The organism is Salmonella sp. 741265073_HBA (genome assembly GCF_046569105.1).
Lineage (GTDB): Bacteria > Pseudomonadota > Gammaproteobacteria > Enterobacterales > Enterobacteriaceae > Salmonella > Salmonella enterica.
Map to the genome: position 1 here is coordinate 18,396 of NZ_JBKFRY010000022.1, position 25,120 is coordinate 43,515.

Below are 25,120 nucleotides of genomic sequence, written 5' to 3' on the forward strand. Positions count from 1 at the left end.
CTTTTTGTGAAGGTATTCAGCAATATTAAATTTTATAAAAATCATTTGAAGTATTGTGTTATTAGGCTATAAAAATTTTTTAAACAAAGAATATATTCTTGTTGTGGTGTTTATTGCTATTGATAAGCGTCAGACACAGAGAATATATTTTCGAGGCATGAATGAGATATGAATATTGACCAGCTTCATACTGAGAAGCTGGTCACAAAAAATGTCTATTATCGGCCTGCATTTTTCATAATGCGTGCTTTATCCAGTTGCCACTCACGTTCTTTAAGATCGGAACGTTTATCATGTTGTTTTTTACCTTTCGCCACGCCGATCTTCACTTTGCACCAGGCATTTTTCCAGTACAGAGAAAGCGCGACGACAGTATAACCTTCACGATTAATACGGCCATACAGCGAATCAAGCTCACGCTGATTTAACAACAGTTTGCGGGTTCGGGTTGGGTCGCATACAACATGTGTCGAGGCGACCGCCATCGGCGTAAAGTTTGCGCCAAACAGCCAGGCCTCGCCATCTTTGAGGATAACGTAACTGTCGCCGATATTGGCTTTTCCTGCGCGCAGAGATTTTACTTCCCAGCCTTGCAGGGCGAGACCAGCCTCGAACTCTTCTTCGATAAAGTATTCGTGCCGGGCGCGCTTATTCAGCGCGATGGTGGCTGAGCCCGGTTTATGTGCTTTTTTCTTCGTCATAAGTGTCGTGAATTCATAGGTAATCTGATATCGAAAACACCCCATTACGTCCTGATGAGGTGCAAAAATCTATCTTAGCATGAGTTGGGCTATGCACGCACAATTAAGGCATGACGGTTGGGGACAGCATTTTTTTTACTCGCTGATAAGTGGTATTATTTACACGATTTATGTTGATGGGAATTGCTATGCCTCAGATTAGTCGGACTGCTTTAGTCCCCTACAGTGCGGAACAGATGTATCAGTTAGTGAATGACGTGCAATCGTATCCCCAGTTTTTGCCTGGGTGTGTTGGTAGTCGCGTCCTGGAGTCATCGCCAGCACAGATGACGGCGGCTGTTGACGTGTCGAAGGCGGGTATCAGCAAGACGTTTACGACGCGTAATCAGCTAACGCGTAACCAGAGCATTCTGATGCATCTGGTGGATGGCCCCTTTAAAAAGCTGATCGGCGGCTGGAAATTTACCCCGCTCAGCCCCGAGGCGTGCCGTATTGAGTTTCAGCTTGATTTTGAGTTTACCAATAAACTCATTGAGCTGGCGTTTGGTCGTGTATTCAAAGAGTTAGCGTCAAACATGGTGCAGGCGTTTACGGTTCGCGCCAAAGAGGTTTACCGTGCCGGATAAACTTGTGGTTGAAGTGGCTTATGCGCTGCCGGAAAAGCAGTATTTGCAGCGCGTAACGCTGGAGGAGGGCGCGACGGTCGAGGAGGCGATTCGCGCTTCCGGCTTGCTGGAATTGCGCACGGATATCGATCTGGCGAAAAATAAAGTGGGTATCTACAGTCGTCCGGTAAAACTCACCGATACGGTGCAGGATGGCGATCGGGTTGAAATTTACCGTCCTTTAATCGCCGATCCAAAGGCATTACGCCGCCAGCGCGCCGAAAAATCGGCTGGCAGATAATTAGACTCTTTTGCCGGATAACGGTGTGAAAGCCGTACCACACATGAAGCACAGGTGTGCCTGTAAGCCAGATAAGCGTAGCGCCATCAGGCAAACTCGTACCAAATGGCGGGGGGAGAGGTTTGCAGGCCTGATGAACGTAACATCATCAGGCGGTATCACAAAATTACTTCGTCAACGCCGGTTTGTTATCAATATTGGTTAACACGCCGCTGCTGTTAAAGGTGAGCGTCAGAGTCTGCTGCGTCACGTTCTCATGTCCTGGCTGCTGGCGGAAGACATAAAACCAGGTGTTCGTACCAAAAGGATCGGACATCATCGGCGTGCCTAAAGTATACGCAACCTGTTGTTGCGTCATACCAACACGCACTTTGGCGACATCCGTAGGTGTAAGATAGTTCCCCTGATTGATGTCAGGTCGGTAAACCACTCGCTCCAGAGTGGAACAGCCTGCGGTCAACATCAGGAGTACTGCTGCGGCAGCAGTCAGCGTTTTACAGCGCATAGTGATTGGGTTCCTTTTCGGGCCTGAGCAGTACGTGGCTCATATTAATATGCCGATGATAATAGACCTTTCATCACTTTAAAACCTTTTGCTGTCGGGTCTTACGGCGTTTTTGTTGTGAACTCAGACCTTCGGGAGGTAAAAAAGTTTACGCCGCCAGCAGTTCTTTTGCGTTTGCCAGCGTATTACGCGTAACTTCACTTCCTCCCAACAGGCGGGCCAGTTCCTGTAAACGCGCACGTTTATCCAACGGTTGCATATGGGTTTCGGTCATTGCCCCGTCTGTTTCTTTACTGACAAAGAAGTGCTGGTGACCGCACCCGGCTACCTGTGGCAGGTGAGTGACGCACATCACCTGAGTGGATTCGCCAAGCTGACGCAGGAGTTTACCGACCACGGCGGCGGTTGGGCCGCTGATGCCAACATCGACCTCGTCAAAAATTAGCGCCGGCGTTTCCATTTTGCGCGCGGTAATCACCTGAATAGCCAGCGCAATGCGCGACAGTTCACCGCCAGACGCGACTTTAGCGATAGGCTGCAGCGGCTGACCTGGGTTTGTCGTCACTTTAAACTCCACGCGATCGGCGCCGTCGTTGCTCAGATGATGCTCATCAAATTTCACGTCGATAGTAAACAGACCGTGCGGCATCGAAAGTAAATGCATACTTTCAGTGATCAACTGCCCCAGCTCCTGAGCGTAAAACTGACGCTGTTGATGCAGCGCTTGCGCCGTTTCCAGCGCTTGTTGGTGATGCTTATTAACCGCCAGCGTCAGCGTTTCCAGCGAATCGGCCTGATCGTCGAGCTGCTGCTGTTCTTCGAGCAGTGACTGATAAAGCTGCGGCAGCGCTTCCGGGCTGACGTGATGTTTTCGCGCCAGCGAAATTTGTTTAGCGATGCGCTGTTCAAGTTCAAACAGGCGATTGGGGTCTAAATCCAGACGCTCGCAATAGTGGCGTAATTCATCGCTGGCTTCGGTGAGTTGGATAGTGGCTTCTTCCAGCATATCCAGGATGCCGGAAAGCTTGCTGTCCATACCCACCAGCTCGCTAACCAGTTGTTTTGCGCTATATAACTGGCTTTGCAGGTTAACGTCTTCGCCGTCCGCGAGTAGCGCCAGAGCGTTCTGGCTGGTCGTAAGCAACTGCCCGCTGTTGGCCAGCCGTTTGTACTCTTCGTCAATTTGCTCGAATTCGCCGGCCTGCGGATTAAAGTCGTTCAACTCTTTTAACTGATATTGCAGCAGTTCCGCGCGCGCGGCGCGTTCCTGGCTTTGTTGTTGGTGATGGGCGAGATCGCGGCAGCTTTGATGCCATAATTGGTAGCGGGCAGCCATCTGCTGCGCTAAAGCGGCTTCGTTGGCATAGCTATCCAGCAGCGATTTTTGCTGTTCGGGTTTGGTAAGCTGCTGGTGCGCATGTTGACCGTGAATTTGAATCAGCAACTGACCGAGCTCGCGCAATTGAGACAGGGGCACAGCGGTGCCGTTAATAAAGCCCCGTGAGCGACCATCGCTGCTGATAACGCGGCGAAGTAAGCATTCGCGCCCTTCTTCAAGCTGGTTTTCTTCCAGCCAGCGCAATGCCGCAGGCGTGTCTTTCAGTGCAAAGCGGGCACACAAATCGGCGCGGGTTGCTCCGGTACGGACCATATCGGCCTCAGCGCGACCGCCCAGACACAGACCCAGGGCATCAATCGCAATAGATTTACCCGCGCCGGTTTCACCAGTAATGACGGTCATTCCGCTCTGAAAATCGATCTCAAGCTCACGAACGATAGCAAAATTGCTGATGGTCAGTTGCGCCAACATAGCTGTTTTCCTGTATGAAAAACCATGACTGTAATTAAATACAGTATAAACTGGTTTTTTATACAGTAAAGAGGCTAACGTAAAATTAGAATAATTTTTTTGACCAACCGAGTTTTGTGCTTAATGTATTGAAATAGCTATAGTCTTTGGGATGTATCAGGTTGAGGTGGTAGTCGCAGCGGCGAATCAGCACATCTTCTCCTTCCTGAATAGGCAGCGCTATCTGGCTGTCGCAGCTAATTTCCAGATCGCTACGGCGATGCGAAAAACGCAGACGAATCGTGCTACTGCTGTTAATGACTAACGGGCGCGCCGACAAGGTATGCGGGAACATCGGCACCAGGGTGATGGCATCCAGTGAAGGGGTCAGAATAGGGCCGCCTGCGGAGAGCGAATAGGCGGTGGAGCCGGTCGGCGTAGAAATGATCAGACCATCAGACCGCTGTGAAAAAGCGAAGGTTTCATCAATATAAACCTCGAATTCGATCATATGCGCCACTTTTCCCGGATGCAGCACCACTTCATTAATGGCTGTGCTGATACGCTTCTGGCGATCCTGTTGGCAGACCTGCGCTTCCAGCAGAAAACGTTTTTCGGAGATATAGCGCCCTTCCAGCACATCAGATAATTGTTGCAGGGCGTTGTCCGGATCGAGATCGGTCAGGAAGCCAAGATTACCGCGGTTAATGCCAATCACATTGATGTCATAACGCGCCAGCGTACGCGCTGCGCCAAGCATATTACCGTCGCCGCCCACGACTACCGCCAGATCCGCCTGTTGACCAATTTCCGCCAGCGTACCGGTTGGTACATTTTTTAGCTGTAATTCGTGGGCGATTTGTTGCTCCACAATGACCTCATAACCCTGATCGCATAGCCAACGGTAGAGCATTTCATGTGTCGTGAGTGCGGTGGGATGACGCGGATGCCCCACAATGCCGATACACTTGAAATGATTATTCATTTTTCTGAGGTCCTTGTAGCGAAGATTGATGACAATGTGAGTACTTCCCTTGAAACCCTGAATCTGATCCCCATAATAAGCGAAGTTAGCGAGATGAATGCGAAAAAAACGCGGAGAAATTCATGAGTAGTAAAGAACAGAAAACGCCTGAGGGGCAAGCCCCGGAAGAAATTATCATGGATCAGCACGAAGAGGTTGAGGCAGTTGAACCAAACGATTCTGCTGAGCAGGTGGATCCGCGCGATGAAAAAATTGCGAATCTGGAAGTTCAGCTTGCAGAAGCCCAGACTCGCGAACGCGACACCGTGTTGCGTATCAAAGCGGAAATGGAAAACCTGCGCCGTCGTACTGAACAGGATATCGAAAAAGCGCATAAATTCGCTCTCGAGAAGTTCGTCAACGAATTGCTGCCGGTAATCGATAGCCTGGATCGCGCGCTGGAAGTCGCAGACAAAGCCAATCCGGATATGGCGGCAATGGTCGAAGGGATTGAGCTGACGCTGAAGTCTATGCTGGATGTGGTGCGTAAGTTCGGCGTGGAAGTGATTGCTGAGACCAACGTGCCGCTGGACCCGAACGTGCATCAGGCGATTGCGATGGTGGAGTCGGAAGAGGTTCCGGCAGGCAATGTGCTGGGTATTATGCAGAAAGGCTATACGCTGAACGGTCGTACCATTCGCGCGGCGATGGTGACTGTAGCGAAGGCGAAGTAAAAGTCTGATGGCCGATGTAAAGTCGGCCATTTTTTTAGCTTAAAAAATCCTGCACTTCCAGCCACGGCGTGTTGAAGTCAGCTATTTGTTCGTACTCATCCATAGGTAAAACAAATATATTATAGGCATCAGTGCTTTCATTGAGACTGGCTATCTGAAAGCCACGTTCGTTGAGCTGGCTTTGAATGCGCTCAAATATCTCATCGACGTAACGGTCGCCTTCTTTGCAGACCTTGCCTATTTCATCATATCTGGTGAGTGCCAGTAGTCGCGTTTTTAGTTCATCTGTACTGGCAAAATCTTTTGTCAGGTCATAATAACGATTGGCCGCAAAAGTGGCGAGCAGACCTTCTTCACCCTCCCCCTTGTAATCGATTTCTTCAATAACGCCTTCAGTACGTAGAACCAGCATGAATGCCTGTAACAATGCACGATTGTCTAAATCACCGCCACTGCAATCAAGCACTTCCACCATCCCGTAGTCATCGTCCTCGTCGTCTTCAAAACTGGCAGGATCGCTGGCGAGGCGGGAGACGATATTGGGCCATAAATCTGGCGTTTCCTTTAAGAAAATGCTGGCCAGCTTTTTTAAATATTCAGCAAACGCCAGATCCCATTCAACAACGTAATCATCGTACATAGTATGGTTTTCCTTTCCATTAATAAGTTTTTATTGTGTCACTATTCCGGAGAGGAGATGAATGAATAAAATCTTAATTAACAAGGAAAACGGCAAACCATTGGCTGCCGTTTTAAGAAAGGAGGAGGGTTATTCAAGAATACTCTCGCGCAGCGGTTTTACCGGTACAACCTTTACCTGCTTAATCATATTTTCCTGTACATCGAGAATATCGATATCGTACTGCTCAATGCGCACGCGCGTGCCAGCAACCGGAATTTCCTCCAGCGCCTCCAGAATCACCCCGTTGACGGTGCGCGCGTCATCTTCCGGCAGGTGCCAGTTAAACGCTTTATTGATTTCCCGGACGTTGGCGGTACCGTCAATAATGACCGAACCGTCGTTTTGCGGCGTGACCTCTTCCGCCAGTGTCGGCGACATCGATGTGGTGAAGTCGCCAACGATCTCCTCGAGAATATCTTCCACGGTGACCAGCCCCTGGATATCGCCATATTCGTTGACGACCAGTCCGACTTTCTTTTTATTGCGCTGAAATTTGATCAGTTGCGTACTGAGCGGCGTACCTTCCGGGACGTAATAGATTTCATCGGCGGCGCGCAGCATCATCTCTTTGGTGAACTCTTTTTTCTCAGCCATTAACCGCCAGGCTTCACGCACGCGCAGCATACTGATGGCGTCATCCAGCGAATCGCGATAGAGCACAATGCGTCCGTGCGGGGAGTGGGTGAGCTGCCGCTCGATAGACTTCCAGTCGTCATTGATATCGATCCCGATAATTTCATTACGCGGTACCATGATGTCATCCACGCTGACCTTTTCCAGGTCGAGGACCGATAGCAGCATATCCTGATTGCGGCGAGAGATTTGCGAACGGGATTCATGCACGATAGTGCGTAATTCCTCTTTGCTTAACGACCCGCTGACCACGATGTCCGTTTTAATCCCCATCAGACGCATCAGCAGGCGGGTGATGGTGTTAAGTAACCACACCAGCGGCATCATCAGTATCTGTAACGGCGCCAGCAGGAAGCTGCTGGGATAGGCCACTTTTTCCGGATAGAGCGCGGCGATAGTTTTGGGCAGGACTTCGGCAAAAACTAACACGACAAACGTCAGTACCCCAGTGGCGATAGCCACGCCGGCGTCGCCGTAAAGCCGCATACCCACAATCGTGCCGAGCGCCGAGGCAAGAATGTTGACCAGGTTATTGCCGATCAGCACCAGGCTTATCAGTCGGTCGGGTTTACGCAGTAATTTTTCTACCCGTTTTGCCGAGCGATTACCTTGCTTCGCCATATGGCGTAAACGGTAACGGTTTAGCGTCATCATTCCAGTTTCGGAACCGGAAAAATAGGCCGAGATGACCACCATGATGATTAATATGATAATCAGCGTGGTGGTGGAGATGTGTTCCAGGGGAAACTCCTTTAAAAGCTTAGCTTACAAATTGCTGTAATATGCGGCTACCAAAATAGGCCAGCGTCAGAATACCCGCGCCTGCGACGTTAAACCACACGACCCGCCGACCCCGCCAGCCTTCATGGTAATGCCCCCACAGCAGAACGATATAGACAAACCATGCCACGATAGAGAGCACGGCTTTATCAATATTTTCAGTGCTGAACAGGTTATGCATGTAAAACAGGCCGGTACACAGAGTAAGGGTCAGCAGTACGACGCCAATCTGCGTGATATGAAACATTTTGCGCTCAATGCTCATCAATGGCGGCATTTCATTACTAAACGCCAGCTTTTTGTTCTTCAACTGATAGTCGATCCACGCCAGCTGTAGCGCATACAGAGCGGCGATTATCAGCGTCGCGTAAGAGAAAAGCGACAGACCGATGTGCACCATCATGCCTGGGGTCGCTTCCAGATGCGTAATATATTCATTAGGCATGAACGTGGCGAAGGCCAGGTTAATCAGCGCAAAAGCATAGACAATGGGCAGAAGTAGCCAGCCGCGATTACGCGACGCGACAATGGTCATTACCGTGCAGATCATCAGGCTGACCAGCGAACCGACATTCAGCAGGCTCAGGTTTTGTCCACTGTCGCCGCCGGGCAGAATACGCGATTCCAGCGCGACAGCATGGCACACCAGAGCGATGACCGCAGAAAGAATAGCCATACGCCGCCAGCCGCTGTTTTTTTGCAACAGTCCGGGAACGATCAGCGCGAGGCTGAAGGAGTAGGCGACAAGGGCAAGTAAAGCAAAAACGGGCATAGTTGTGTCGACAGTTGACCAGTGAGAAAGAGAAGCAGTATAGCGTTACGTGACCGCAGCTCCAACCGTTGCATAACAACAAAGACGGCTTCATGGTATACTGTGGCGAAATTCTGTAACTGTGTCGCTGCGGCGACCAACCGTTTCCACCCCAGGCGAGAGACAATGTTTGATAATTTAACCGATCGTTTGTCGCGCACGCTGCGCAATATCAGTGGCCGTGGGCGCCTTACTGAAGACAACGTTAAAGAGACGCTGCGCGAAGTGCGCATGGCGCTGCTGGAGGCTGACGTTGCGCTGCCGGTAGTGCGTGAGTTCATCAATCGCGTAAAAGAGAAAGCGGTTGGTCATGAAGTTAACAAGAGCCTGACCCCAGGGCAGGAGTTCGTCAAGATTGTCCGTAGCGAACTGGTTGCGGCGATGGGCGAAGAGAACCAGACGCTGAATTTAGCTGCGCAGCCGCCAGCCGTAGTATTGATGGCGGGTCTGCAGGGGGCGGGTAAAACCACCAGCGTCGGTAAGCTGGGTAAATTCTTGCGCGAGAAGCACAAGAAGAAAGTGCTGGTCGTCTCTGCCGACGTCTATCGCCCGGCGGCGATCAAACAGCTCGAAACGCTGGCTGAGCAGGTTGGCGTGGATTTCTTCCCGTCTGATGTCGGCCAGAAACCGGTTGATATCGTCAACGCCGCGCTGAAAGAAGCGAAGCTCAAATTCTACGACGTGCTGCTGGTGGATACCGCCGGTCGTCTGCACGTTGACGAAGCGATGATGGACGAAATCAAACAGGTCCACGCTTCTATCAAGCCAGTAGAAACGCTGTTTGTCGTCGATGCGATGACCGGTCAGGATGCCGCGAATACCGCAAAAGCCTTTAACGAAGCGCTGCCGTTAACCGGCGTGGTGCTGACCAAGGTCGATGGTGATGCGCGTGGCGGTGCGGCGCTCTCTATTCGTCATATCACCGGCAAGCCGATTAAATTCCTCGGTGTCGGCGAGAAAACCGACGCGCTGGAGCCGTTCCACCCGGATCGTATCGCCTCACGTATTCTCGGCATGGGCGACGTACTGTCTCTTATCGAAGACATCGAAAGCAAAGTTGACCGCGCACAGGCTGAAAAGCTGGCGACCAAACTGAAGAAAGGCGACGGTTTCGACCTGAACGACTTCCTGGAACAGCTCAAACAGATGAAAAACATGGGCGGTATGGCCAGTCTGATGGGCAAATTACCGGGCATGGGGCAGATTCCGGACAACGTTAAATCGCAGATGGATGACAAAGTGCTGGTGCGTATGGAGGCGATCATCAATTCGATGACGCTGAAAGAGCGAGCGAAGCCGGAAATCATCAAAGGTTCCCGTAAACGCCGTATCGCACAAGGCTGTGGGATGCAGGTGCAGGACGTTAACCGCCTTCTGAAACAGTTCGACGACATGCAGCGCATGATGAAGAAAATGAAGAAGGGCGGGATGGCGAAGATGATGCGGAGTATGAAGGGGATGATGCCGCCAGGCTTCCCTGGCCGCTAATTTCCCGGCCTGGCTCACTTGCTATTTCGGCACCGGGGTGTGCTCGCCATCCTCACGTACTGCGTGTACGCTGCGGTGGCTGCGCGCACGCCGGCACCGAACTCGCTGCGCCGCCGACGGCCTTCTACAGCAGAGTTATTAACTGTTGATTGCAATTTTCCCAGAAATCAGTAAAATTTTCGGGCTTTTAATATGACGCCGGGCTCCGTTCCTCGATGGGGCCCGGTTGTTTTATTCACACAAGAGGATGTTATGGTAACTATTCGTTTAGCTCGTCACGGCGCTAAAAAGCGTCCGTTCTACCAGGTTGTTGTCACCGACAGCCGTAATGCACGCAACGGTCGCTTCATTGAGCGCGTTGGTTTCTTCAACCCAATCGCTAGCGAAAAAGAAGAAGGCACCCGCCTGGATCTGGATCGCATCGCTCACTGGGTTGGCCAGGGCGCAACCATTTCCGATCGCGTTGCGGCGCTGATCAAAGAAGTAAAAAAAGCAGCTTAATCTGTCACGGTGGTCATGATGAGCAAGCAACTCGCCGCACAAGTACCCGCTGAACCGGTTGTACTGGGGAAAATGGGTTCTTCATACGGTATCCGTGGTTGGCTCAGAGTGTTTTCCTCCACTGAAGACGCCGAAAGCATTTTTGACTATCAGCCTTGGTTTATCCAGAAGGCGGGTCAGTGGCAGCAGGTACAGCTGGAAAGCTGGAAGCACCACAATCAGGATCTGATCATCAAGCTGAAAGGCGTTGACGATCGAGATGCCGCGAATCTTCTGACGAATTGCGAAATTGTCGTGGATTCCTCGCAACTTCCTGCGCTTGAGGAGGGAGACTACTACTGGAAAGACCTGATGGGCTGCCAGGTAGTCACCGCTGAAGGCTACGATCTCGGTAAAGTTATCGACATGATGGAAACCGGGTCGAATGACGTTCTCGTCATTAAGGCGAACCTGAAAGATGCATTTGGTATCAAGGAACGACTAGTACCGTTCCTCGATGGGCAGGTTATCAAGAAAGTCGATCTCGCTACTCGTACTATCGAAGTAGACTGGGATCCTGGTTTTTAAACCACCGAATAAACGGTAATAAATGGCGTTATGGGGATTGGCTTGTGTTTATTGGCATAGTTAGCCTGTTTCCTGAAATGTTCCGCGCAATTACCGATTACGGGGTAACTGGCCGGGCAGTAAAAAAAGGCCTGCTGAACATCCAAAGCTGGAGTCCTCGCGACTTCACGCATGACCGGCACCGTACCGTGGACGATCGTCCTTACGGCGGCGGACCGGGGATGTTAATGATGGTGCAACCCTTGCGGGACGCCATTCACGCAGCAAAAGCCGCGGCAGGTGAAGGCGCTAAAGTGATTTATCTGTCGCCTCAGGGACGCAAGCTTGATCAAGCGGGCGTTAGCGAGCTGGCCACGAATCAGAAACTTATTCTGGTGTGTGGTCGCTACGAAGGCGTAGATGAGCGCGTAATTCAGACCGAAATTGACGAAGAATGGTCAATTGGCGATTACGTTCTCAGCGGTGGCGAACTACCGGCAATGACGCTGATTGACTCCGTCGCCCGGTTTATACCGGGAGTTCTGGGGCATGAAGCATCAGCAATCGAAGATTCGTTTGCTGATGGGTTGCTGGATTGTCCGCACTATACGCGCCCTGAAGTGTTAGAGGGGATAGAAGTACCGCCAGTATTGCTGTCGGGAAACCATGCTGAGATACGTCGCTGGCGTTTGAAACAGTCGCTGGGCCGAACCTGGCTTAGAAGACCTGAACTTCTGGAAAACCTGGCTCTGACTGAAGAGCAAGCAAGGTTGCTGGCGGAGTTCAAAACAGAACACGCACAACAGCAGCATAAACATGATGGGATGGCATAGGCCCCCGAATATCAGTTTACCCAGGATAAGAGATTAAATTATGAGCAACATTATTAAGCAACTTGAACAAGAGCAGATGAAGCAGAACGTACCTTCCTTCCGTCCGGGCGATACCGTGGAAGTGAAAGTATGGGTTGTTGAAGGTACCAAGAAACGTCTGCAGGCATTCGAGGGCGTGGTTATCGCTATTCGTAACCGCGGTCTGCACTCTGCATTCACTGTTCGTAAAATTTCCAACGGCGAAGGCGTTGAGCGTGTCTTCCAGACTCACTCTCCGGTAGTTGACAGCATTGCTGTTAAACGTCGTGGTGCTGTTCGTAAAGCTAAACTGTACTACCTGCGTGAGCGTACTGGTAAAGCGGCTCGTATCAAAGAGCGTCTTAACTAAGAACGCGCTTTCGCAACATCCGAAAGCTTGTAGAAAAGAAGGGGCTGGCATTACGCTGGCCCCTTTTTTTATGGGTTGCTCCACGCCATAGACGGTTGCATGATTAGGCCGGGTCTGTGGTCTCAAGGCTGAGTCAGAAACGGCCAGGCCCGTTCCTTAGTTTAGCGAGCGTTCCGCACGCCGGTGTTTAGCCTGATACATATTTCGATCGGCCAGTTCTTGTAGTTTTTCGGCAGTGGCATGTTCCCATGTCAGCGCAAAGCCAATACTCAGGGTCATCGTTATCCGCTGGCCGTTATGCAGTTCAAAAGGTCGATTAAACGCCTGGGATAGCGCTGCGCAAATACGTTGTACTTCATATTCCGAATGTACATCGTAAAGCACCATCGCAAATTCATCGCCGCCGAGTCGGTAAGTTTGATAACGGCTACCACCGAATTCCGCTAATCTTTTGGCAACCTCTATAAGTACGCGGTCGCCTGCCGCATGTCCCCAGGTATCATTAATATATTTAAAGTTATCGCCATCCAGAAATAACAATGCCGAACTGCTACGAGCGGAATTGTCCTTCATCAGCGCGTTAATACAGCTGCGAAATGCCGCGCGATTGGCAAGCCCCGTCAGCGGATCGTGCAGCGCGGTACGTAGTAACTGGGCATTTTTAGCCTGAAGCCGTAGCTGCCATTCTTCCATCTCATCCAGAAGGCTATTGAAATCCTGCGCAAACAGGTGAAATTCCGCAATACGCTCATCAGGTACCCGGCGTGAAAAATTTCGGTTAGTGCGAACGTCGTGTACAACTTCAGTAATATTTTGCAGCGCATCCACAACGCCATTGTGTAAATAACGCGTGAGCAGCAGGGCAATGCCGGATGCCAGCAGAATACATCCTGTCAGCACTGCCAGCGATAGCCAGATAAAATGACCAATAAGGCTGTCGCGAGCGACAAGCCGTACTTCACCGATGGCCCTGCCGTTGTGCCAGACGGGTTGTGATACCGGCAATGGAAAAAGCCAGTGGCTAATTAAGCCGATGAGCTTATCGTCTGCGGCTCGCGCATCATAGCGCCATGAGGCGATAGTACGGCCATTTTTATCGCGGACCTCCGCCGCTGAAAATTGTCCCTGGCGTCCCAGTGTGGCGAGCGTTTCCGCTGCGGCCGCGTTATCGGAAAATACCAGTGCCGCTTCAAGGCTATGGGCCATTGTGGCGGCGGTCAAATCGAGATTCTTTTGCGCATACTGTTTGAGCGTAAGGACAGACGCAACGCAAATTAATAGCCAGATCAATGTCATCGTAAGCAGCACGCTGATTATACTAATCCGCCGTAGTGTGCGTTTAAATGTTGGCCTGGACAGAGAAAATTCCTTATTCATGCTTTTGATTCCGTGCAAGCATTAATACTTCTGGATTTACTCTCACGCCGCTATGCGAGAGGGAGTCCAGGTTGACGGAAAATTTGACTTCATCATTGTTAATGATCAGACAAAATGCGCTGCCAATAATACATTCGGTATTTTGCTCGGCAATTAATAACAAAGCATTAACTGGATAATGACGCGTTAACTCCACCTGATAAGCTGGCGATTCATTGCCAAAGTAAAAACCATCACAGCGGGCGCTCAGGGCTTCTTGTGTGGTACGGATGACAAGCGGTTGATAAGGGAAAGCCCAGTCAGCCTCTTCGCTAAGTACCCTGACAAAACGCGCAGATGAAAATATACATAGCCTTGGCGGCCCGGATAACGCCGGCCAGTGTGTATAACTGACGATACCGGAGACGATGGCGCGTACGGATTTCTCTTCTTCCGTGACGCGTTGAGCATACAGAGGCAAGCTGGCTAATAATAGCGATAACAGAAGGATAAATCGGTGAGAAAAACGCATTAACAAGTCCCCACCATCTTCAGTCGTAAAGCATTAAAATACATCCGTGATTGTTTGTAGCAAAATAACATTATTTTGCCATATCGTCATTATGTCTTATTGATAATATGAATAATTTAATTGGCGTCCCTGATATTAAATTCTTGTGATTATGGTATTAATCACCCTATATCAGAAAGTAAAAATATGTGTGCGGAGAAAAAATAATCAAAAAATAGCGAGCATCGCTCATTTTACCGCTTTTCTGAGGCTGGGAATAAAATAATTCACTTGTTGTGTAAAGTTTTTGATACAAAATAAAGGGGTTTAATCGACTATTTCGCATGGTGTAAAGTTTATTTTACGTAATATGGATTGAAATCTTTACTTTTTGTGGTATGGTTTAAACATCCTCGTGGAGGATCAACTATCGCAAACAAGAAAAGACAGGATCGCCATCATGCAAAAAGACGCGCTGAATAACGTACGTATCACCGATGAACAGGTATTAATGACGCCGGAGCAGCTTAAAGCGGCCTTTCCGTTGAGCCTGGCGCAGGAAGCGCAGATAGCGCAGTCCCGGGGAATCATTTCTGACATTATTGCCGGGCGCGATCCGCGTCTGTTGGTGGTATGCGGTCCTTGTTCTATTCACGATCCTGAAACCGCTCTGGAATATGCCCGTCGATTTAAAGCCCTTGCCGCAGAGGTCAGCGATAGCCTCTATCTGGTAATGCGCGTCTATTTTGAAAAGCCGCGGACTACCGTCGGCTGGAAAGGGCTGATTAACGATCCTCACATGGATGGCTCATTTGATGTGGAAGCCGGGTTGAAAATAGCGCGTCAGCTACTGGTGGAACTGGTGAATATGGGGTTGCCATTGGCGACCGAAGCGTTGGATCCGAACAGCCCGCAATACCTGGGCGATCTGTTTAGCTGGTCGGCGATAGGCGCGCGCACAACCGAATCGCAAACCCACCGCGAAATGGCGTCTGGTCTTTCTATGCCGGTCGGCTTTAAAAACGGCACGGATGGCAGCCTGGCGACAGCGATTAACGCCATGCGCGCCGCTGCGCAACCTCATCGTTTTGTTGGCATTAACCAGGCCGGTCAGGTTGCGTTATTGCAAACCCAGGGAAATCCGCATGGCCATGTAATTCTGCGTGGCGGCAAAGCGCCAAACTATAGCCCGGCAGATGTCGCTCAGTGTGAAAAAGAGATGGAACAGGCGGGACTACGTCCTTCGCTGATGGTAGATTGCAGTCATGGTAACTCCAATAAAGATTATCGCCGCCAGCCAGCCGTTGCCGAATCTGTGGTTGCGCAGATTAAAGATGGCAATCGTTCAATCATTGGCTTAATGATTGAAAGTAATATTCATGAGGGTAATCAGTCTTCCGAACAGCCGCGCAGCGAAATGAAGTATGGCGTTTCCGTCACCGATGCTTGTATTAGCTGGGAGATGACCGATGCCCTGTTGCGTGAAATTCATAAAGATTTGAGCGGCCAGCTGGCGGTGCGCGTCGCATAAGAGGTTGTTATGGTTGCTGAATTGACCGCATTACGCGATCAAATAGATGATGTCGATAAAGCGTTGTTGAATTTACTGGCTAAGCGCCTGGAACTGGTTGCCAAAGTCGGCGAGGTGAAAAGCCGTTTTGGCCTGCCTATTTACGTGCCAGAGCGTGAGGCCTCTATGCTGGCTTCACGACGGGCGGAAGCAGAAGCGATCGGTGTCCCGCCCGATCTCATTGAAGATGTCCTGCGCCGGGTAATGCGTGAATCTTACTCCAGCGAAAATGATAAGGGGTTCAAAACGCTTTGTCCTTCTCTGCGTCCGGTCGTCATTGTGGGCGGCGGCGGACAGATGGGGCGTCTGTTTGAAAAAATGCTCACGCTGTCGGGCTATCAGGTCCGTATTCTGGAACAGCAGGACTGGCCGCGCGCCAGGGACATTGTTGCCGATGCCGGAATGGTGATCGTCAGCGTGCCGATTCATGTTACTGAACAGGTCATAGCGCAACTGCCGCCCCTGCCGTCCGACTGTATTCTGGTCGATCTGGCATCGGTGAAAAGCGGTCCGTTGCAGACAATGTTGGCGGCCCATGATGGCCCCGTGTTGGGCTTGCATCCGATGTTTGGTCCGGACAGCGGGAGCCTGGCGAAGCAGGTGGTGGTCTGGTGTGATGGGCGTCAACCGGAAGCGTATCAGTGGTTCCTTGAGCAAATCCAGGTGTGGGGCGCGCGGTTGCATCGAATTAGCGCTGTCGAGCACGATCAGAACATGGCTTTTATCCAGGCGTTGCGCCACTTTGCTACCTTCGCTTATGGGCTGCATCTGGCGGAAGAGAACGTCCAGCTTGAGCAGCTTCTGGCGCTATCATCGCCGATTTATCGACTGGAGCTGGCGATGGTCGGGCGTCTGTTCGCCCAGGACCCGCAACTGTATGCGGACATTATTATGTCGTCGGAGCGCAATCTGGCGCTTATCAAGCGTTACTATAAACGTTTTGGCGATGCGATCGGGTTACTGGAACAGGGTGATAAGCAGGCTTTTATCGACAGTTTTCGCAAAGTTGAACACTGGTTTGGCGATTATGCCAGACGTTTCCAGAATGAAAGCCGTGTGTTATTGCGTCAGGCGAATGACAGCCGACCATAATGATGACATCTATACTAAAAGCCAGCTTTGCTGGCTTTTTTCGTTTAAGGAACCGTTATGACTACGCCGCACGTTTTATTTGATTATGTCGGACATCTACCAGAATGCCCCACATGGAGCAAGGATGAAAGCTCGCTGTATTGGACCGATATCCTGGAACAGGAGATCCATCGTTACCATCCGGCGAGCGGGACGCATAGCGTGCTGGCGTTTCCGGAAGAGGTGGGCTGTTTTGCCTTGCGTGAGCAGGGCGGATTTATTGTGGCCATGCGTCATGCTATCTGGCTGGCCGATAAAAATGGATTATTGCAGCGTAAGGTTTGCGACAATCCCTCTAATACGAAATTGGCGCGTTTCAACGATGGCGGCACTGATGGCGATGGACGTTTTTATGCCGGAACGTTCTGGGCGCCAGGTGACTATAATGGCGCGTTGCTGATGCGGATCAATCATGACCTGACGGCAAAAGTGATCCAGTGCGATATCCAGGGACACAACGGCCTGGCGTTCAGCCCGGATAACCAGTGGATGTATACCTCCGATACGCCGAATGGCGTGATATACCGCACGTTACTTGATAAACATGGCGAACCGGGCAAGCGTGAACTTTTTCGCCATTTTGGCGAAGGAGAAGGACTTCCCGACGGCGCGGCGATGGATAGCGAAGGGTGCTACTGGAGCGCGATGTTTGACGGCTGGCGCGTGGCGCGTTTCTCACCGCAAGGAGAGCAGCTGGAAGAGTACCGGTTGCCGGTACGTTGTCCGACGATGGTTTGTTTTGGCGGCGCAGACATGAAAACGCTGTTTATTACAACTACCAGAGAAAATATGTCTGCTCAGGAAGTGGCGGATTATCCGCTCTCCGGCGCCATCTTCACCCTGCAGGTAGCCGTCGCAGGGATGAAGAAAAGCCGTTTTATTGAACGTCAGGCAGGTTCTACCGGCACGACGTTTTCGCTGGGATAGCAGCCAAGCACTTTCATTGAGCGCGTGATCTCGCCCAGCTCTTTTAGCGCGCTTTGCATTACCTGCGACTCCAGGTTCGCCTGAACATCGAGATAAAACATCTCTTCCCACGGATTGCCGTGAATGGGGCGCGACTCCAGTTTCGTCATGATGAGATTATGGTTACGCAGCACTAGCAGCGCTTCGACCAGCGCGCCTGCCTGTTGCCCGGTGGCGATTAACAGAGTGGTTTTTGCCGGAACCTGATCGGAAACGTTGATGGCTTTGCGCGCCAGTACCAGAAAGCGGGTGATATTCTGCGTCTGGTTTGCGGCGATGCGTTCCAGCACCTGTAAACCGTGCAACATGCCGCCTGCCTCGCTGCCGAGCGCCGCGACGCGCGGAGAGTTCGCCTGCGCGACTTTTTCCATCGCTGCCGACGTACTCTCGGTATAGTCGATTTTCCAGTGCGGATAGCGGCTCAAAAACTTACTGCACTGCTGGAACGGCTGCGGATGGCTGTACACCGTTTCGATGGTATTCAGATCCGTAGCGCCGGAAACCAGCACGCAGTGATCGATAGTGACGGTCATCTCACCGACAATCGACAGACTGGTGTGTTGCAATAAGTCGTACACATCGTTGATAGCGCCGGAGCTGGTGTTCTCTATCGGAACCACGGCGTAATCGGCCTGGCCGGTTTCGACCTGATGAAAAATATCGGTGAATTTTGCGCAACCGCTCTCGATAAATTGCTCAAAATGGCGTGCAGCATACTGGCGCGCCGCGAGATGAGAATAGGAGCCTTTCGGCCCAAGAAACGCAATACGTGCCGAATGAGGGTGAGTATTATTCAGATGTTGTTGCAGCAGCGCCTGCTGAGTAAGCACGGAGTCTTCAATGATAAGCTGGAACAGACGGGTAATGTAGTGTGCGTCGAGATGGTGGGCTTTACCGAGATGGATGAGCCTGTCCAGCAGCGCGCGTTCACGATCGATATCCCGAACCGGACGATGCGACAGTAGTTTTGCTTGTCCCACTTCAATCGCCAGCGCGCGTCGTTTTGCCAGTAAGACCAGTAACTCTTCGTCTAAGGCGCTGATTTTATCTCGCAGCGCCAGTAATGGGTTTTCCGATGTCATAGTGTTGCCTTTTTTGTTATCAATAAAAAAGGCCTCCCGGTGGGGGAGGCCTTCTTGTTCGTCTTCGCATTCTTTATCACATGACGAAACGCCTCCCGGTCAGGGGAAGATAAAAAAGAATGCGAAGAAAAACCGGGTTAGCTTCATAACTGTTTCCTTTGTGTACGTAAGTACAGTACTCGTACTGTTTTAATCCTGTCAACAAAAAACGCGCCCGAAGGCGCGTTGGCGATACACTCAATGTAAGGGACTACTCTTCTTCTGCTTCGACGAAGCTGGCATCTTTCACCGATGCGGTGGCACGACGGGCTTCGCCTTTGTGCTGCACTTTATTGAGCTGCCGTTCCAGCTTGTTGATCAATTCATTAATAGCGGTATACATATCTTCGTGTTTTGCGCTGGCGACCAGATGTCCGTTCGGTGTATTAATGGTGGCGTCAGCAATAAAGCCCTGTGGCTCTTTAGACAGAATGATATGAGGATTAATCAGGTGAGTTTGCCATTTTTCCAGTTTGGCGAGACGGTCTGCGACATGTTGGCGGATTGCCGGAGTAATTTCCATTTGTTTACTGGTAATGTTCATTGTCATAAATTTTACCTCTTGTCTTTCCCGTCTTGGTGATTCCAGCATACCGTTCTTAATGTCAAAATGTGTGATGTAAATCACATTATTTTGTCACTTTTTGTCAAGGCGAACTTTTTGTGAGGCATCGCAGGAAGAAGCGATCTTTTACTTGAGGAATGGCTGAAAGCAGGCCATATTTGACTGGATGCGTTGCAGTGAAATCATTTCTGTTGCATCAGATACCGAATAAAAAAACGGCAGCCGGAAGGCTGCCGTTTTGCTTGTTGGTATTGCTTCAGGTGTTTTTGCTGTTAGCGGCAATAATTTTCGCGACTTTGTCAGCCTGCGCATTCAGCTGCATCTGACGATAGGCGTTTTCCATCAGCGGCAACGCATCGCGCGTGGCCTGCGTATCAGGATAATTGCGTAGCATACCTTCTACCCGGTTTACGACCGCAACCCATGCGCCGCGCGCGGTATAGTACTCTGCGACGGAATATTCATATTTCGCCAGACGGTCTTTCAGGAATACCAGACGCTTAGTGGCATCGGTGGTGTACTGGCTATTAGGATAGCTGCGTACCAGTTTCGAAAAGTCATTGAACGCCGCCCGCGCATGTTGCGGATCGCGATCGCTGCGATCGACGCCAAAGAAACCTTGCAGCGCGCTATCATCCAGCGCCATGTTCGTCAGGCCGCGCATGTACATGACATAGTCAATATTAGGGTGCGTTGGATTAAGACGCATAAAACGATCGATGGCGGCCTGCGCTAGCGGCAAATCGGCGTTTTTGTAATAGGCGTAGATAAGATCCAACTGCACCTGCTGAGAATACGGTCCGAATGGATAACGATTATCTAACGCTTCCAATTGCGTTATTGCCTGTTTCCAGTTACCGTCCTGCAGCTTTTGCTGAGCAGTCGCGTAGATTTCATTCGGCGGATTATCGGGCACCTCTTCCTTTGAACCCGAGCAACCCGCCAGAAACAGGCTCAACGTGGCTGCTGCCACCAGATATTTCATGCGCGTCATGACGTTTTGACTTTCCTCAAAATGTTTTACGGGAGATTCTCTGTTCCTGCTCCCGGTTAAGACCAGCTACAATAGCACACTATATTAAACGGCAAAGCCGTAAAACCCAACGTTAAACGAAGAAGCTGTATATGGCACAACGAGTACAACTCACCGCAACGGTCTCCGAAAACCAACTCGGTCAACGCTTAGATCAGGCTTTGGCCGAAATGTTCCCGGATTATTCACGTTCGCGTATAAAAGAATGGATTTTGAATCAACGCGTGTTGGTCAATGGTCAACTTTGCGATAAGCCAAAAGAAAAAGTGTTAGGCGGCGAGCGGGTGGCTATTGATGCGGAGATTGACGAAGAGATTCGTTTTGAAGCGCAGGATATCCCGTTAGATATTGTTTATGAAGATGACGATATTCTGGTTATCAACAAACCACGCGATCTGGTGGTACATCCTGGCGCGGGTAACCCGGACGGTACGGTACTGAACGCGTTGCTACATTATTATCCGCCGATTGCGGATGTTCCGCGCGCGGGCATTGTGCATCGTCTGGATAAGGACACGACGGGGCTGATGGTGGTGGCCAAAACCGTTCCGGCGCAAACGCGCCTGGTGGAGTCTTTGCAGCTGCGCGAGATCACCCGCGAATATGAAGCGGTCGCGATCGGACATATGACGGCGGGAGGAACGGTGAATGAACCCATTAGTCGTCACCCGACCAAACGTACCCATATGTCGGTGCATCCCATGGGCAAACCGGCGGTGACCCACTACCGCATTATGGAACATTTCCGTGTGCACACGCGTCTTAGGTTGCGTCTGGAGACCGGGCGTACGCACCAGATCCGCGTGCATATGGCGCATATTACGCACCCGTTAGTGGGCGATCAGGTCTACGGTGGTCGTCCACGTCCACCGAAAGGCGCATCGGAAGAGTTTATTTCCACGCTGCGTAAGTTTGACCGCCAGGCGCTTCATGCAACGATGCTGCGTCTCTACCATCCTGTATCGGGTATCGAAATGGAGTGGCACGCGCCGATTCCACAAGATATGGTGGACCTTATCGATGCGATGCGCGCCGATTTCGAAGATCATAAAGATGATGTGGACTGGTTATGAATGCACTGATTGTCCCGCAGTGGCCGCTGCCGAAAGGCGTCGCAGCCTGTAGTTCTACCCGTATTGGCGGGGTGAGTTTACCGCCTTACGACTCGCTGAATCTGGGCGCGCATTGCGGCGATAACCCGGAGCATGTTGAAGAGAACCGCAAGCGTCTGTTTGCGGCGGGCAATCTGCCTTCGAAACCAGTCTGGCTTGAACAGGTTCACGGTAAAAATGTGTTGAGGCTTACCGGAGAACCTTATGCCTCCAAACGTGCGGATGCGTCTTACAGCAATACGCCAGGAACCGTCTGCGCGGTAATGACGGCAGACTGCCTGCCTGTGCTATTCTGTAACCGTGAGGGAACAGAAGTGGCGGCAGCTCATGCGGGCTGGCGCGGATTATGTGAAGGCGTACTGGAGGAAACTGTCACCTGCTTTGCTGACAAACCAGAAAATATCATCGCCTGGTTAGGTCCGGCGATCGGCCCGACCGCGTTTGAAGTGGGGCCGGAAGTGCGTGACGCATTTTTAGCAAAAGATGCGCAAGCCGATAGCGCATTTTTGCCGCACGGGGAAAAATTTCTGGCGGATATTTATCAGCTTGCACGCCAACGTCTGGCGAATACCGGCGTTGAACATGTCTATGGCGGGGATCGCTGCACCTTTAGCGAAAGTGAGACTTTCTTCTCTTATCGTCGCGACAAGACGACAGGTCGTATGGCAAGTTTTATTTGGCTGATATAACCTAAAGAATCAAGACGATCCGGTACGGGTAACTTTCTTTTCACATAATTCAGGTCATTCACCTTGAATAATTGAGGGATGACCTCATTTAATCTCCAGTAGCAATTTTGACCTGTTATGGGAGGAGTTATGCGTCTGGATCGTCTTACTAATAAATTCCAGCTTGCTCTTGCCGATGCCCAGTCGCTTGCGCTGGGGCACGACAATCAATTCATCGAACCACTTCATTTAATGAGCGCCTTGCTGAACCAGGAAGGGGGATCGATACGTCCTTTATTAACCTCCGCCGGCATTAATGCTGGCCAGTTGCGCACCGCTATCGATCAGGCGCTGAGCCGTTTACCGCAGGTGGAAGGCACCGGCGGCGACGTACAGCCTTCTTCGGAACTGGTACGCGTACTGAACCTTTGCGACAAGCTGGCGCAAAAACGGGGGGACAATTTTATTTCGTCAGAGCTGTTTGTTCTGGCGGCGCTTGAGTCTCGCGGCACGTTAACCGATCTGCTGAAATCAGCCGATGCGACCACGGCCAATATCACTCAGGCAATTGAACAGATGCGCGGAGGTGAAAGCGTGAACGATCAAGGGGCTGAAGACCAACGTCAGGCCTTGAAAAAATATACCGTCGATCTGACCGAGCGGGCTGAACAAGGTAAGCTTGACCCGGTAATTGGTCGTGATGAAGAAATTCGCCGTACCATTCAGGTACTGCAACGTCGTACTAAAAACAACCCGGTGTTAATCGGTGAGCCAGGGGTCGGTAAAACGGCAATTGTTGAAGGACTGGCGCAGCGCATTATTAACGGTGAAGTCCCTGAAGGCTTAAAAGGTCGCCGCGTACTGGCGCTGGATATGGGCGCGCTGGTGGCCGGGGCGAAATATCGCGGCGAATTTGAAGAGCGTCTGAAAGGCGTGCTGAACGACCTCGCAAAACAGGAAGGCAACGTCATTCTGTTTATTGACGAGCTGCACACGATGGTTGGCGCAGGTAAGGCCGATGGCGCCATGGATGCCGGGAATATGCTGAAACCGGCGCTGGCGCGTGGTGAACTGCACTGTGTGGGCGCCACCACGCTGGATGAATACCGTCAGTACATTGAAAAAGACGCGGCGCTGGAACGTCGTTTTCAAAAAGTGTTTGTCGCAGAACCTTCAGTGGAAGACACCATTGCTATTCTGCGTGGCCTGAAAGAACGTTACGAGCTGCACCACCATGTGCAGATCACTGACCCGGCGATTGTGGCGGCGGCAACATTGTCTCACCGCTATATCGCCGACCGTCAGTTGCCGGATAAAGCTATCGACCTGATCGATGAAGCGGCATCCAGCATTCGTATGCAGATTGACTCTAAGCCGGAGGAGCTGGACAGGCTCGACCGCCGCATTATTCAGCTCAAACTGGAACAGCAGGCGTTGATGAAAGAGTCTGACGAGGCGAGTAAAAAACGTCTCGATATGCTCAACGAAGAACTGGACGACAAAGAGCGCCAGTATTCTGAGTTAGAAGAAGAGTGGAAAGCGGAAAAAGCGTCGCTCTCTGGTACGCAAACTATTAAAGCGGAGCTGGAGCAGGCGAAGATCGCCATTGAGCAGGCGCGTCGTGTGGGCGATCTGGCGCGAATGTCTGAACTGCAGTACGGCAAAATTCCGGAGCTGGAAAAACAGTTGGAAGCCGCGACCCAGTCGGAAGGTAAAACCATGCGTCTGTTACGTAACAAAGTAACGGATGCGGAAATTGCCGAAGTGCTGGCACGCTGGACCGGTATTCCGGTTGCCAGAATGCTGGAAGGCGAACGTGAAAAACTGTTGCGTATGGAACAAGAGTTACACAGCCGTGTGATCGGGCAGAATGAAGCCGTTGAAGCAGTATCGAACGCCATACGTCGTAGCCGCGCGGGGTTGTCCGATCCGAACCGTCCGATTGGTTCCTTCCTGTTCCTGGGGCCGACGGGGGTCGGTAAAACCGAACTGTGTAAAGCGCTGGCTAACTTTATGTTCGACAGCGACGACGCGATGGTGCGTATCGACATGTCTGAGTTTATGGAGAAACACTCCGTGTCTCGTTTGGTCGGGGCGCCTCCAGGATATGTCGGCTATGAAGAAGGCGGTTATTTGACGGAAGCGGTGCGCCGTCGCCCTTATTCCGTCATCTTGTTGGATGAAGTGGAAAAAGCGCATCCGGATGTATTCAACATTCTGTTGCAGGTGCTGGACGACGGTCGACTGACTGACGGGCAAGGGAGAACGGTCGACTTCCGTAATACGGTGGTCATTATGACTTCTAACCTCGGTTCCGATCTCATTCAGGAGCGCTTTGGCGAACTGGATTATGGTCGAATGAAAGAGATGGTGCTGGGTGTGGTTAGCCAAAACTTCCGTCCGGAATTTATCAACCGTATTGATGAAGTTGTGGTATTCCATCCGTTAGGTGAGCAACACATCGCTTCTATTGCTCAGATCCAGCTGCAGCGTCTGTACAAACGTCTGGAAGAACGTGGTTATGAAATCCATATCTCCGACGAGGCGCTGAAACTGTTGAGCGCCAACGGTTACGATCCGGTCTACGGGGCGCGTCCGTTAAAACGTGCTATTCAACAGCAGATCGAAAACCCACTGGCGCAGCAAATCCTGTCTGGTGAACTGGTTCCTGGCAAAGTGATTCGCCTTGAAGCCAATGATGATCGTATTGTGGCAGTGCAGTAAGTCACAAATTTGAATAAAACGAGCCCTGACGGGCTCGTTTTTGTTGTCTATGGAAAACCCCCAGCTAGGCTGGGGGTTCCGGAAAGCTTTCAGCTTTAAGCC

General features: G+C 51.2%; 27 protein-coding genes and 1 other annotated feature. Of the genes, 14 read left to right on the top strand and 13 right to left on the bottom strand.

The window, feature by feature from the left end; translation table 11 throughout:
- Positions 1–218: 218 nt before the first annotated feature.
- Positions 219–701 (bottom strand): SsrA-binding protein SmpB, encoded by a 483-nt coding sequence (gene smpB, locus ACLD3P_RS20690; protein WP_001518569.1) that lies wholly within the window; start codon positions 699–701, stop codon positions 219–221.
- A gap of 188 nt (positions 702–889) precedes the next feature.
- Between smpB and ACLD3P_RS20695 the strand changes: the two genes are divergently transcribed.
- Both ACLD3P_RS20695 and ACLD3P_RS20700 read left to right on the top strand, forming a co-directional pair.
- On the top strand, positions 890–1,327 hold the full coding sequence (locus ACLD3P_RS20695; protein WP_001543334.1) for a type II toxin-antitoxin system RatA family toxin: 438 nt from the start codon (positions 890–892) through the stop codon (positions 1,325–1,327).
- On the top strand, positions 1,317–1,607 hold the full coding sequence (locus tag ACLD3P_RS20700) for an RnfH family protein (RefSeq protein ID WP_001112990.1): 291 nt from the start codon (positions 1,317–1,319) through the stop codon (positions 1,605–1,607). The genes ACLD3P_RS20695 and ACLD3P_RS20700 overlap by 11 nt, the downstream gene beginning before the upstream one ends.
- A gap of 166 nt (positions 1,608–1,773) precedes the next feature.
- On the opposite strand, the gene bamE is transcribed toward ACLD3P_RS20700, so the two are convergent.
- The 3 genes from bamE to nadK form a co-directional block, all read right to left on the bottom strand.
- Complete coding sequence (gene bamE, locus ACLD3P_RS20705; protein ID WP_131046461.1) at positions 1,774–2,112, bottom strand: outer membrane protein assembly factor BamE; 339 nt, start codon at positions 2,110–2,112, stop codon at positions 1,774–1,776.
- Positions 2,113–2,260: 148 nt separating this feature from the next.
- The gene (recN, locus tag ACLD3P_RS20710; RefSeq protein WP_000880965.1) at positions 2,261–3,922 is read right to left on the bottom strand and encodes a DNA repair protein RecN; all 1,662 of its coding nucleotides are present in this window, start codon (positions 3,920–3,922) and stop codon (positions 2,261–2,263) included.
- 85 nt (positions 3,923–4,007) lie between these two features.
- Positions 4,008–4,886 carry an NAD(+) kinase gene (nadK, locus tag ACLD3P_RS20715; RefSeq protein ID WP_001059155.1) on the bottom strand — a complete coding sequence of 293 codons (879 nt, stop codon included), beginning with the start codon at positions 4,884–4,886 and terminating at the stop codon, positions 4,008–4,010.
- Between the two features lie 122 nt (positions 4,887–5,008).
- Between nadK and grpE the strand changes: the two genes are divergently transcribed.
- A complete protein-coding gene (grpE, locus tag ACLD3P_RS20720; RefSeq protein ID WP_001518875.1) occupies positions 5,009–5,599 on the top strand; it encodes a nucleotide exchange factor GrpE in 591 nt (196 codons plus the stop codon).
- Positions 5,600–5,633: 34 nt separating this feature from the next.
- On the opposite strand, the gene ACLD3P_RS20725 is transcribed toward grpE, so the two are convergent.
- The 3 genes from ACLD3P_RS20725 to ACLD3P_RS20735 form a co-directional block, all read right to left on the bottom strand.
- The gene (locus ACLD3P_RS20725; RefSeq protein ID WP_001528622.1) at positions 5,634–6,239 is read right to left on the bottom strand and encodes a hypothetical protein; all 606 of its coding nucleotides are present in this window, start codon (positions 6,237–6,239) and stop codon (positions 5,634–5,636) included.
- Between the two features lie 129 nt (positions 6,240–6,368).
- Positions 6,369–7,655, bottom strand: a complete 1,287-nt coding sequence (locus tag ACLD3P_RS20730) for an HlyC/CorC family transporter (RefSeq protein ID WP_127908301.1) — start codon at positions 7,653–7,655, stop codon at positions 6,369–6,371.
- A 19-nt stretch (positions 7,656–7,674) separates the two neighbouring features.
- Positions 7,675–8,466 carry an inner membrane protein YpjD gene (locus tag ACLD3P_RS20735; RefSeq protein WP_001537507.1) on the bottom strand — a complete coding sequence of 264 codons (792 nt, stop codon included), beginning with the start codon at positions 8,464–8,466 and terminating at the stop codon, positions 7,675–7,677.
- 165 nt (positions 8,467–8,631) lie between these two features.
- Between ACLD3P_RS20735 and ffh the strand changes: the two genes are divergently transcribed.
- The 5 genes from ffh to rplS all read left to right on the top strand — a co-directional run bounded on the left by ffh (position 8,632) and on the right by rplS (position 12,261).
- On the top strand, positions 8,632–9,993 hold the full coding sequence (gene ffh, locus ACLD3P_RS20740) for a signal recognition particle protein (RefSeq protein ID WP_000460052.1): 1,362 nt from the start codon (positions 8,632–8,634) through the stop codon (positions 9,991–9,993).
- 252 nt (positions 9,994–10,245) lie between these two features.
- Complete coding sequence (gene rpsP, locus ACLD3P_RS20745; RefSeq protein ID WP_000256453.1) at positions 10,246–10,494, top strand: 30S ribosomal protein S16; 249 nt, start codon at positions 10,246–10,248, stop codon at positions 10,492–10,494.
- Between the two features lie 18 nt (positions 10,495–10,512).
- Positions 10,513–11,061 carry a ribosome maturation factor RimM gene (rimM, locus tag ACLD3P_RS20750; protein WP_000043266.1) on the top strand — a complete coding sequence of 183 codons (549 nt, stop codon included), beginning with the start codon at positions 10,513–10,515 and terminating at the stop codon, positions 11,059–11,061.
- A gap of 44 nt (positions 11,062–11,105) precedes the next feature.
- A complete protein-coding gene (gene trmD, locus ACLD3P_RS20755; protein WP_411006637.1) occupies positions 11,106–11,873 on the top strand; it encodes a tRNA (guanine(37)-N(1))-methyltransferase in 768 nt (255 codons plus the stop codon).
- A 40-nt stretch (positions 11,874–11,913) separates the two neighbouring features.
- Positions 11,914–12,261 (top strand): 50S ribosomal protein L19, encoded by a 348-nt coding sequence (gene rplS, locus ACLD3P_RS20760; RefSeq protein ID WP_000065257.1) that lies wholly within the window; start codon positions 11,914–11,916, stop codon positions 12,259–12,261.
- 156 nt (positions 12,262–12,417) lie between these two features.
- Here the strand turns inward: rplS and dgcN are convergent, their stop codons facing one another.
- Positions 12,418–13,638 (bottom strand): diguanylate cyclase DgcN, encoded by a 1,221-nt coding sequence (dgcN, locus tag ACLD3P_RS20765; protein ID WP_001030985.1) that lies wholly within the window; start codon positions 13,636–13,638, stop codon positions 12,418–12,420.
- Positions 13,631–14,149, bottom strand: coding sequence for a YfiR family protein (locus ACLD3P_RS20770; RefSeq protein ID WP_001212379.1), 519 nt, complete (start codon positions 14,147–14,149; stop codon positions 13,631–13,633). Before ACLD3P_RS20770 ends, dgcN begins: the two co-directional genes overlap by 8 nt.
- Before the next feature lie 439 nt (positions 14,150–14,588).
- Here ACLD3P_RS20770 and aroF point away from each other — a divergent pair, with 439 nt between their 5' ends.
- Genes aroF through ACLD3P_RS20785 form a run of 3 tightly spaced genes read left to right on the top strand, consistent with a single transcriptional unit; the run spans position 14,589 to position 17,756 of the window.
- Complete coding sequence (gene aroF / locus ACLD3P_RS20775) at positions 14,589–15,659, top strand: 3-deoxy-7-phosphoheptulonate synthase AroF (protein ID WP_001168062.1); 1,071 nt, start codon at positions 14,589–14,591, stop codon at positions 15,657–15,659.
- A 9-nt stretch (positions 15,660–15,668) separates the two neighbouring features.
- The gene (gene tyrA, locus ACLD3P_RS20780) at positions 15,669–16,790 is read left to right on the top strand and encodes a bifunctional chorismate mutase/prephenate dehydrogenase (RefSeq protein ID WP_097368562.1); all 1,122 of its coding nucleotides are present in this window, start codon (positions 15,669–15,671) and stop codon (positions 16,788–16,790) included.
- A gap of 57 nt (positions 16,791–16,847) precedes the next feature.
- Positions 16,848–17,756, top strand: coding sequence for an SMP-30/gluconolactonase/LRE family protein (locus ACLD3P_RS20785; RefSeq protein WP_131046459.1), 909 nt, complete (start codon positions 16,848–16,850; stop codon positions 17,754–17,756).
- Here ACLD3P_RS20785 and pheA read toward each other — a convergent pair.
- From pheA to bamD, 4 genes are all read right to left on the bottom strand, one after another.
- Positions 17,717–18,877, bottom strand: a complete 1,161-nt coding sequence (pheA, locus tag ACLD3P_RS20790) for a bifunctional chorismate mutase/prephenate dehydratase (RefSeq protein WP_111769073.1) — start codon at positions 18,875–18,877, stop codon at positions 17,717–17,719. The two genes, ACLD3P_RS20785 and pheA, sit on opposite strands and share 40 nt — an antisense overlap.
- Before the next feature lie 22 nt (positions 18,878–18,899).
- Positions 18,900–19,025, bottom strand: a sequence feature (Phe leader region).
- Positions 18,977–19,024: a pheA operon leader peptide PheL gene (gene pheL, locus ACLD3P_RS20795; protein ID WP_010989056.1), complete on the bottom strand. Its 48-nt coding sequence runs from the start codon at positions 19,022–19,024 to the stop codon at positions 18,977–18,979. Its footprint overlaps the feature before it by 48 nt.
- Before the next feature lie 102 nt (positions 19,026–19,127).
- Positions 19,128–19,466: a ribosome-associated translation inhibitor RaiA gene (raiA, locus tag ACLD3P_RS20800; protein WP_000178449.1), complete on the bottom strand. Its 339-nt coding sequence runs from the start codon at positions 19,464–19,466 to the stop codon at positions 19,128–19,130.
- Between the two features lie 271 nt (positions 19,467–19,737).
- Positions 19,738–20,475, bottom strand: a complete 738-nt coding sequence (gene bamD, locus ACLD3P_RS20805) for an outer membrane protein assembly factor BamD (protein WP_000197660.1) — start codon at positions 20,473–20,475, stop codon at positions 19,738–19,740.
- 131 nt (positions 20,476–20,606) lie between these two features.
- Between bamD and rluD the strand changes: the two genes are divergently transcribed.
- The 3 genes from rluD to clpB all read left to right on the top strand — a co-directional run bounded on the left by rluD (position 20,607) and on the right by clpB (position 25,018).
- Positions 20,607–21,587 carry a 23S rRNA pseudouridine(1911/1915/1917) synthase RluD gene (rluD, locus tag ACLD3P_RS20810; protein ID WP_000079130.1) on the top strand — a complete coding sequence of 327 codons (981 nt, stop codon included), beginning with the start codon at positions 20,607–20,609 and terminating at the stop codon, positions 21,585–21,587.
- On the top strand, positions 21,584–22,315 hold the full coding sequence (gene yfiH, locus ACLD3P_RS20815; protein ID WP_000992639.1) for a purine nucleoside phosphorylase YfiH: 732 nt from the start codon (positions 21,584–21,586) through the stop codon (positions 22,313–22,315). Before rluD ends, yfiH begins: the two co-directional genes overlap by 4 nt.
- 129 nt (positions 22,316–22,444) lie before the next feature.
- Complete coding sequence (gene clpB / locus ACLD3P_RS20820; protein WP_411006638.1) at positions 22,445–25,018, top strand: ATP-dependent chaperone ClpB; 2,574 nt, start codon at positions 22,445–22,447, stop codon at positions 25,016–25,018.
- Positions 25,019–25,120 lie beyond the last annotated feature (102 nt).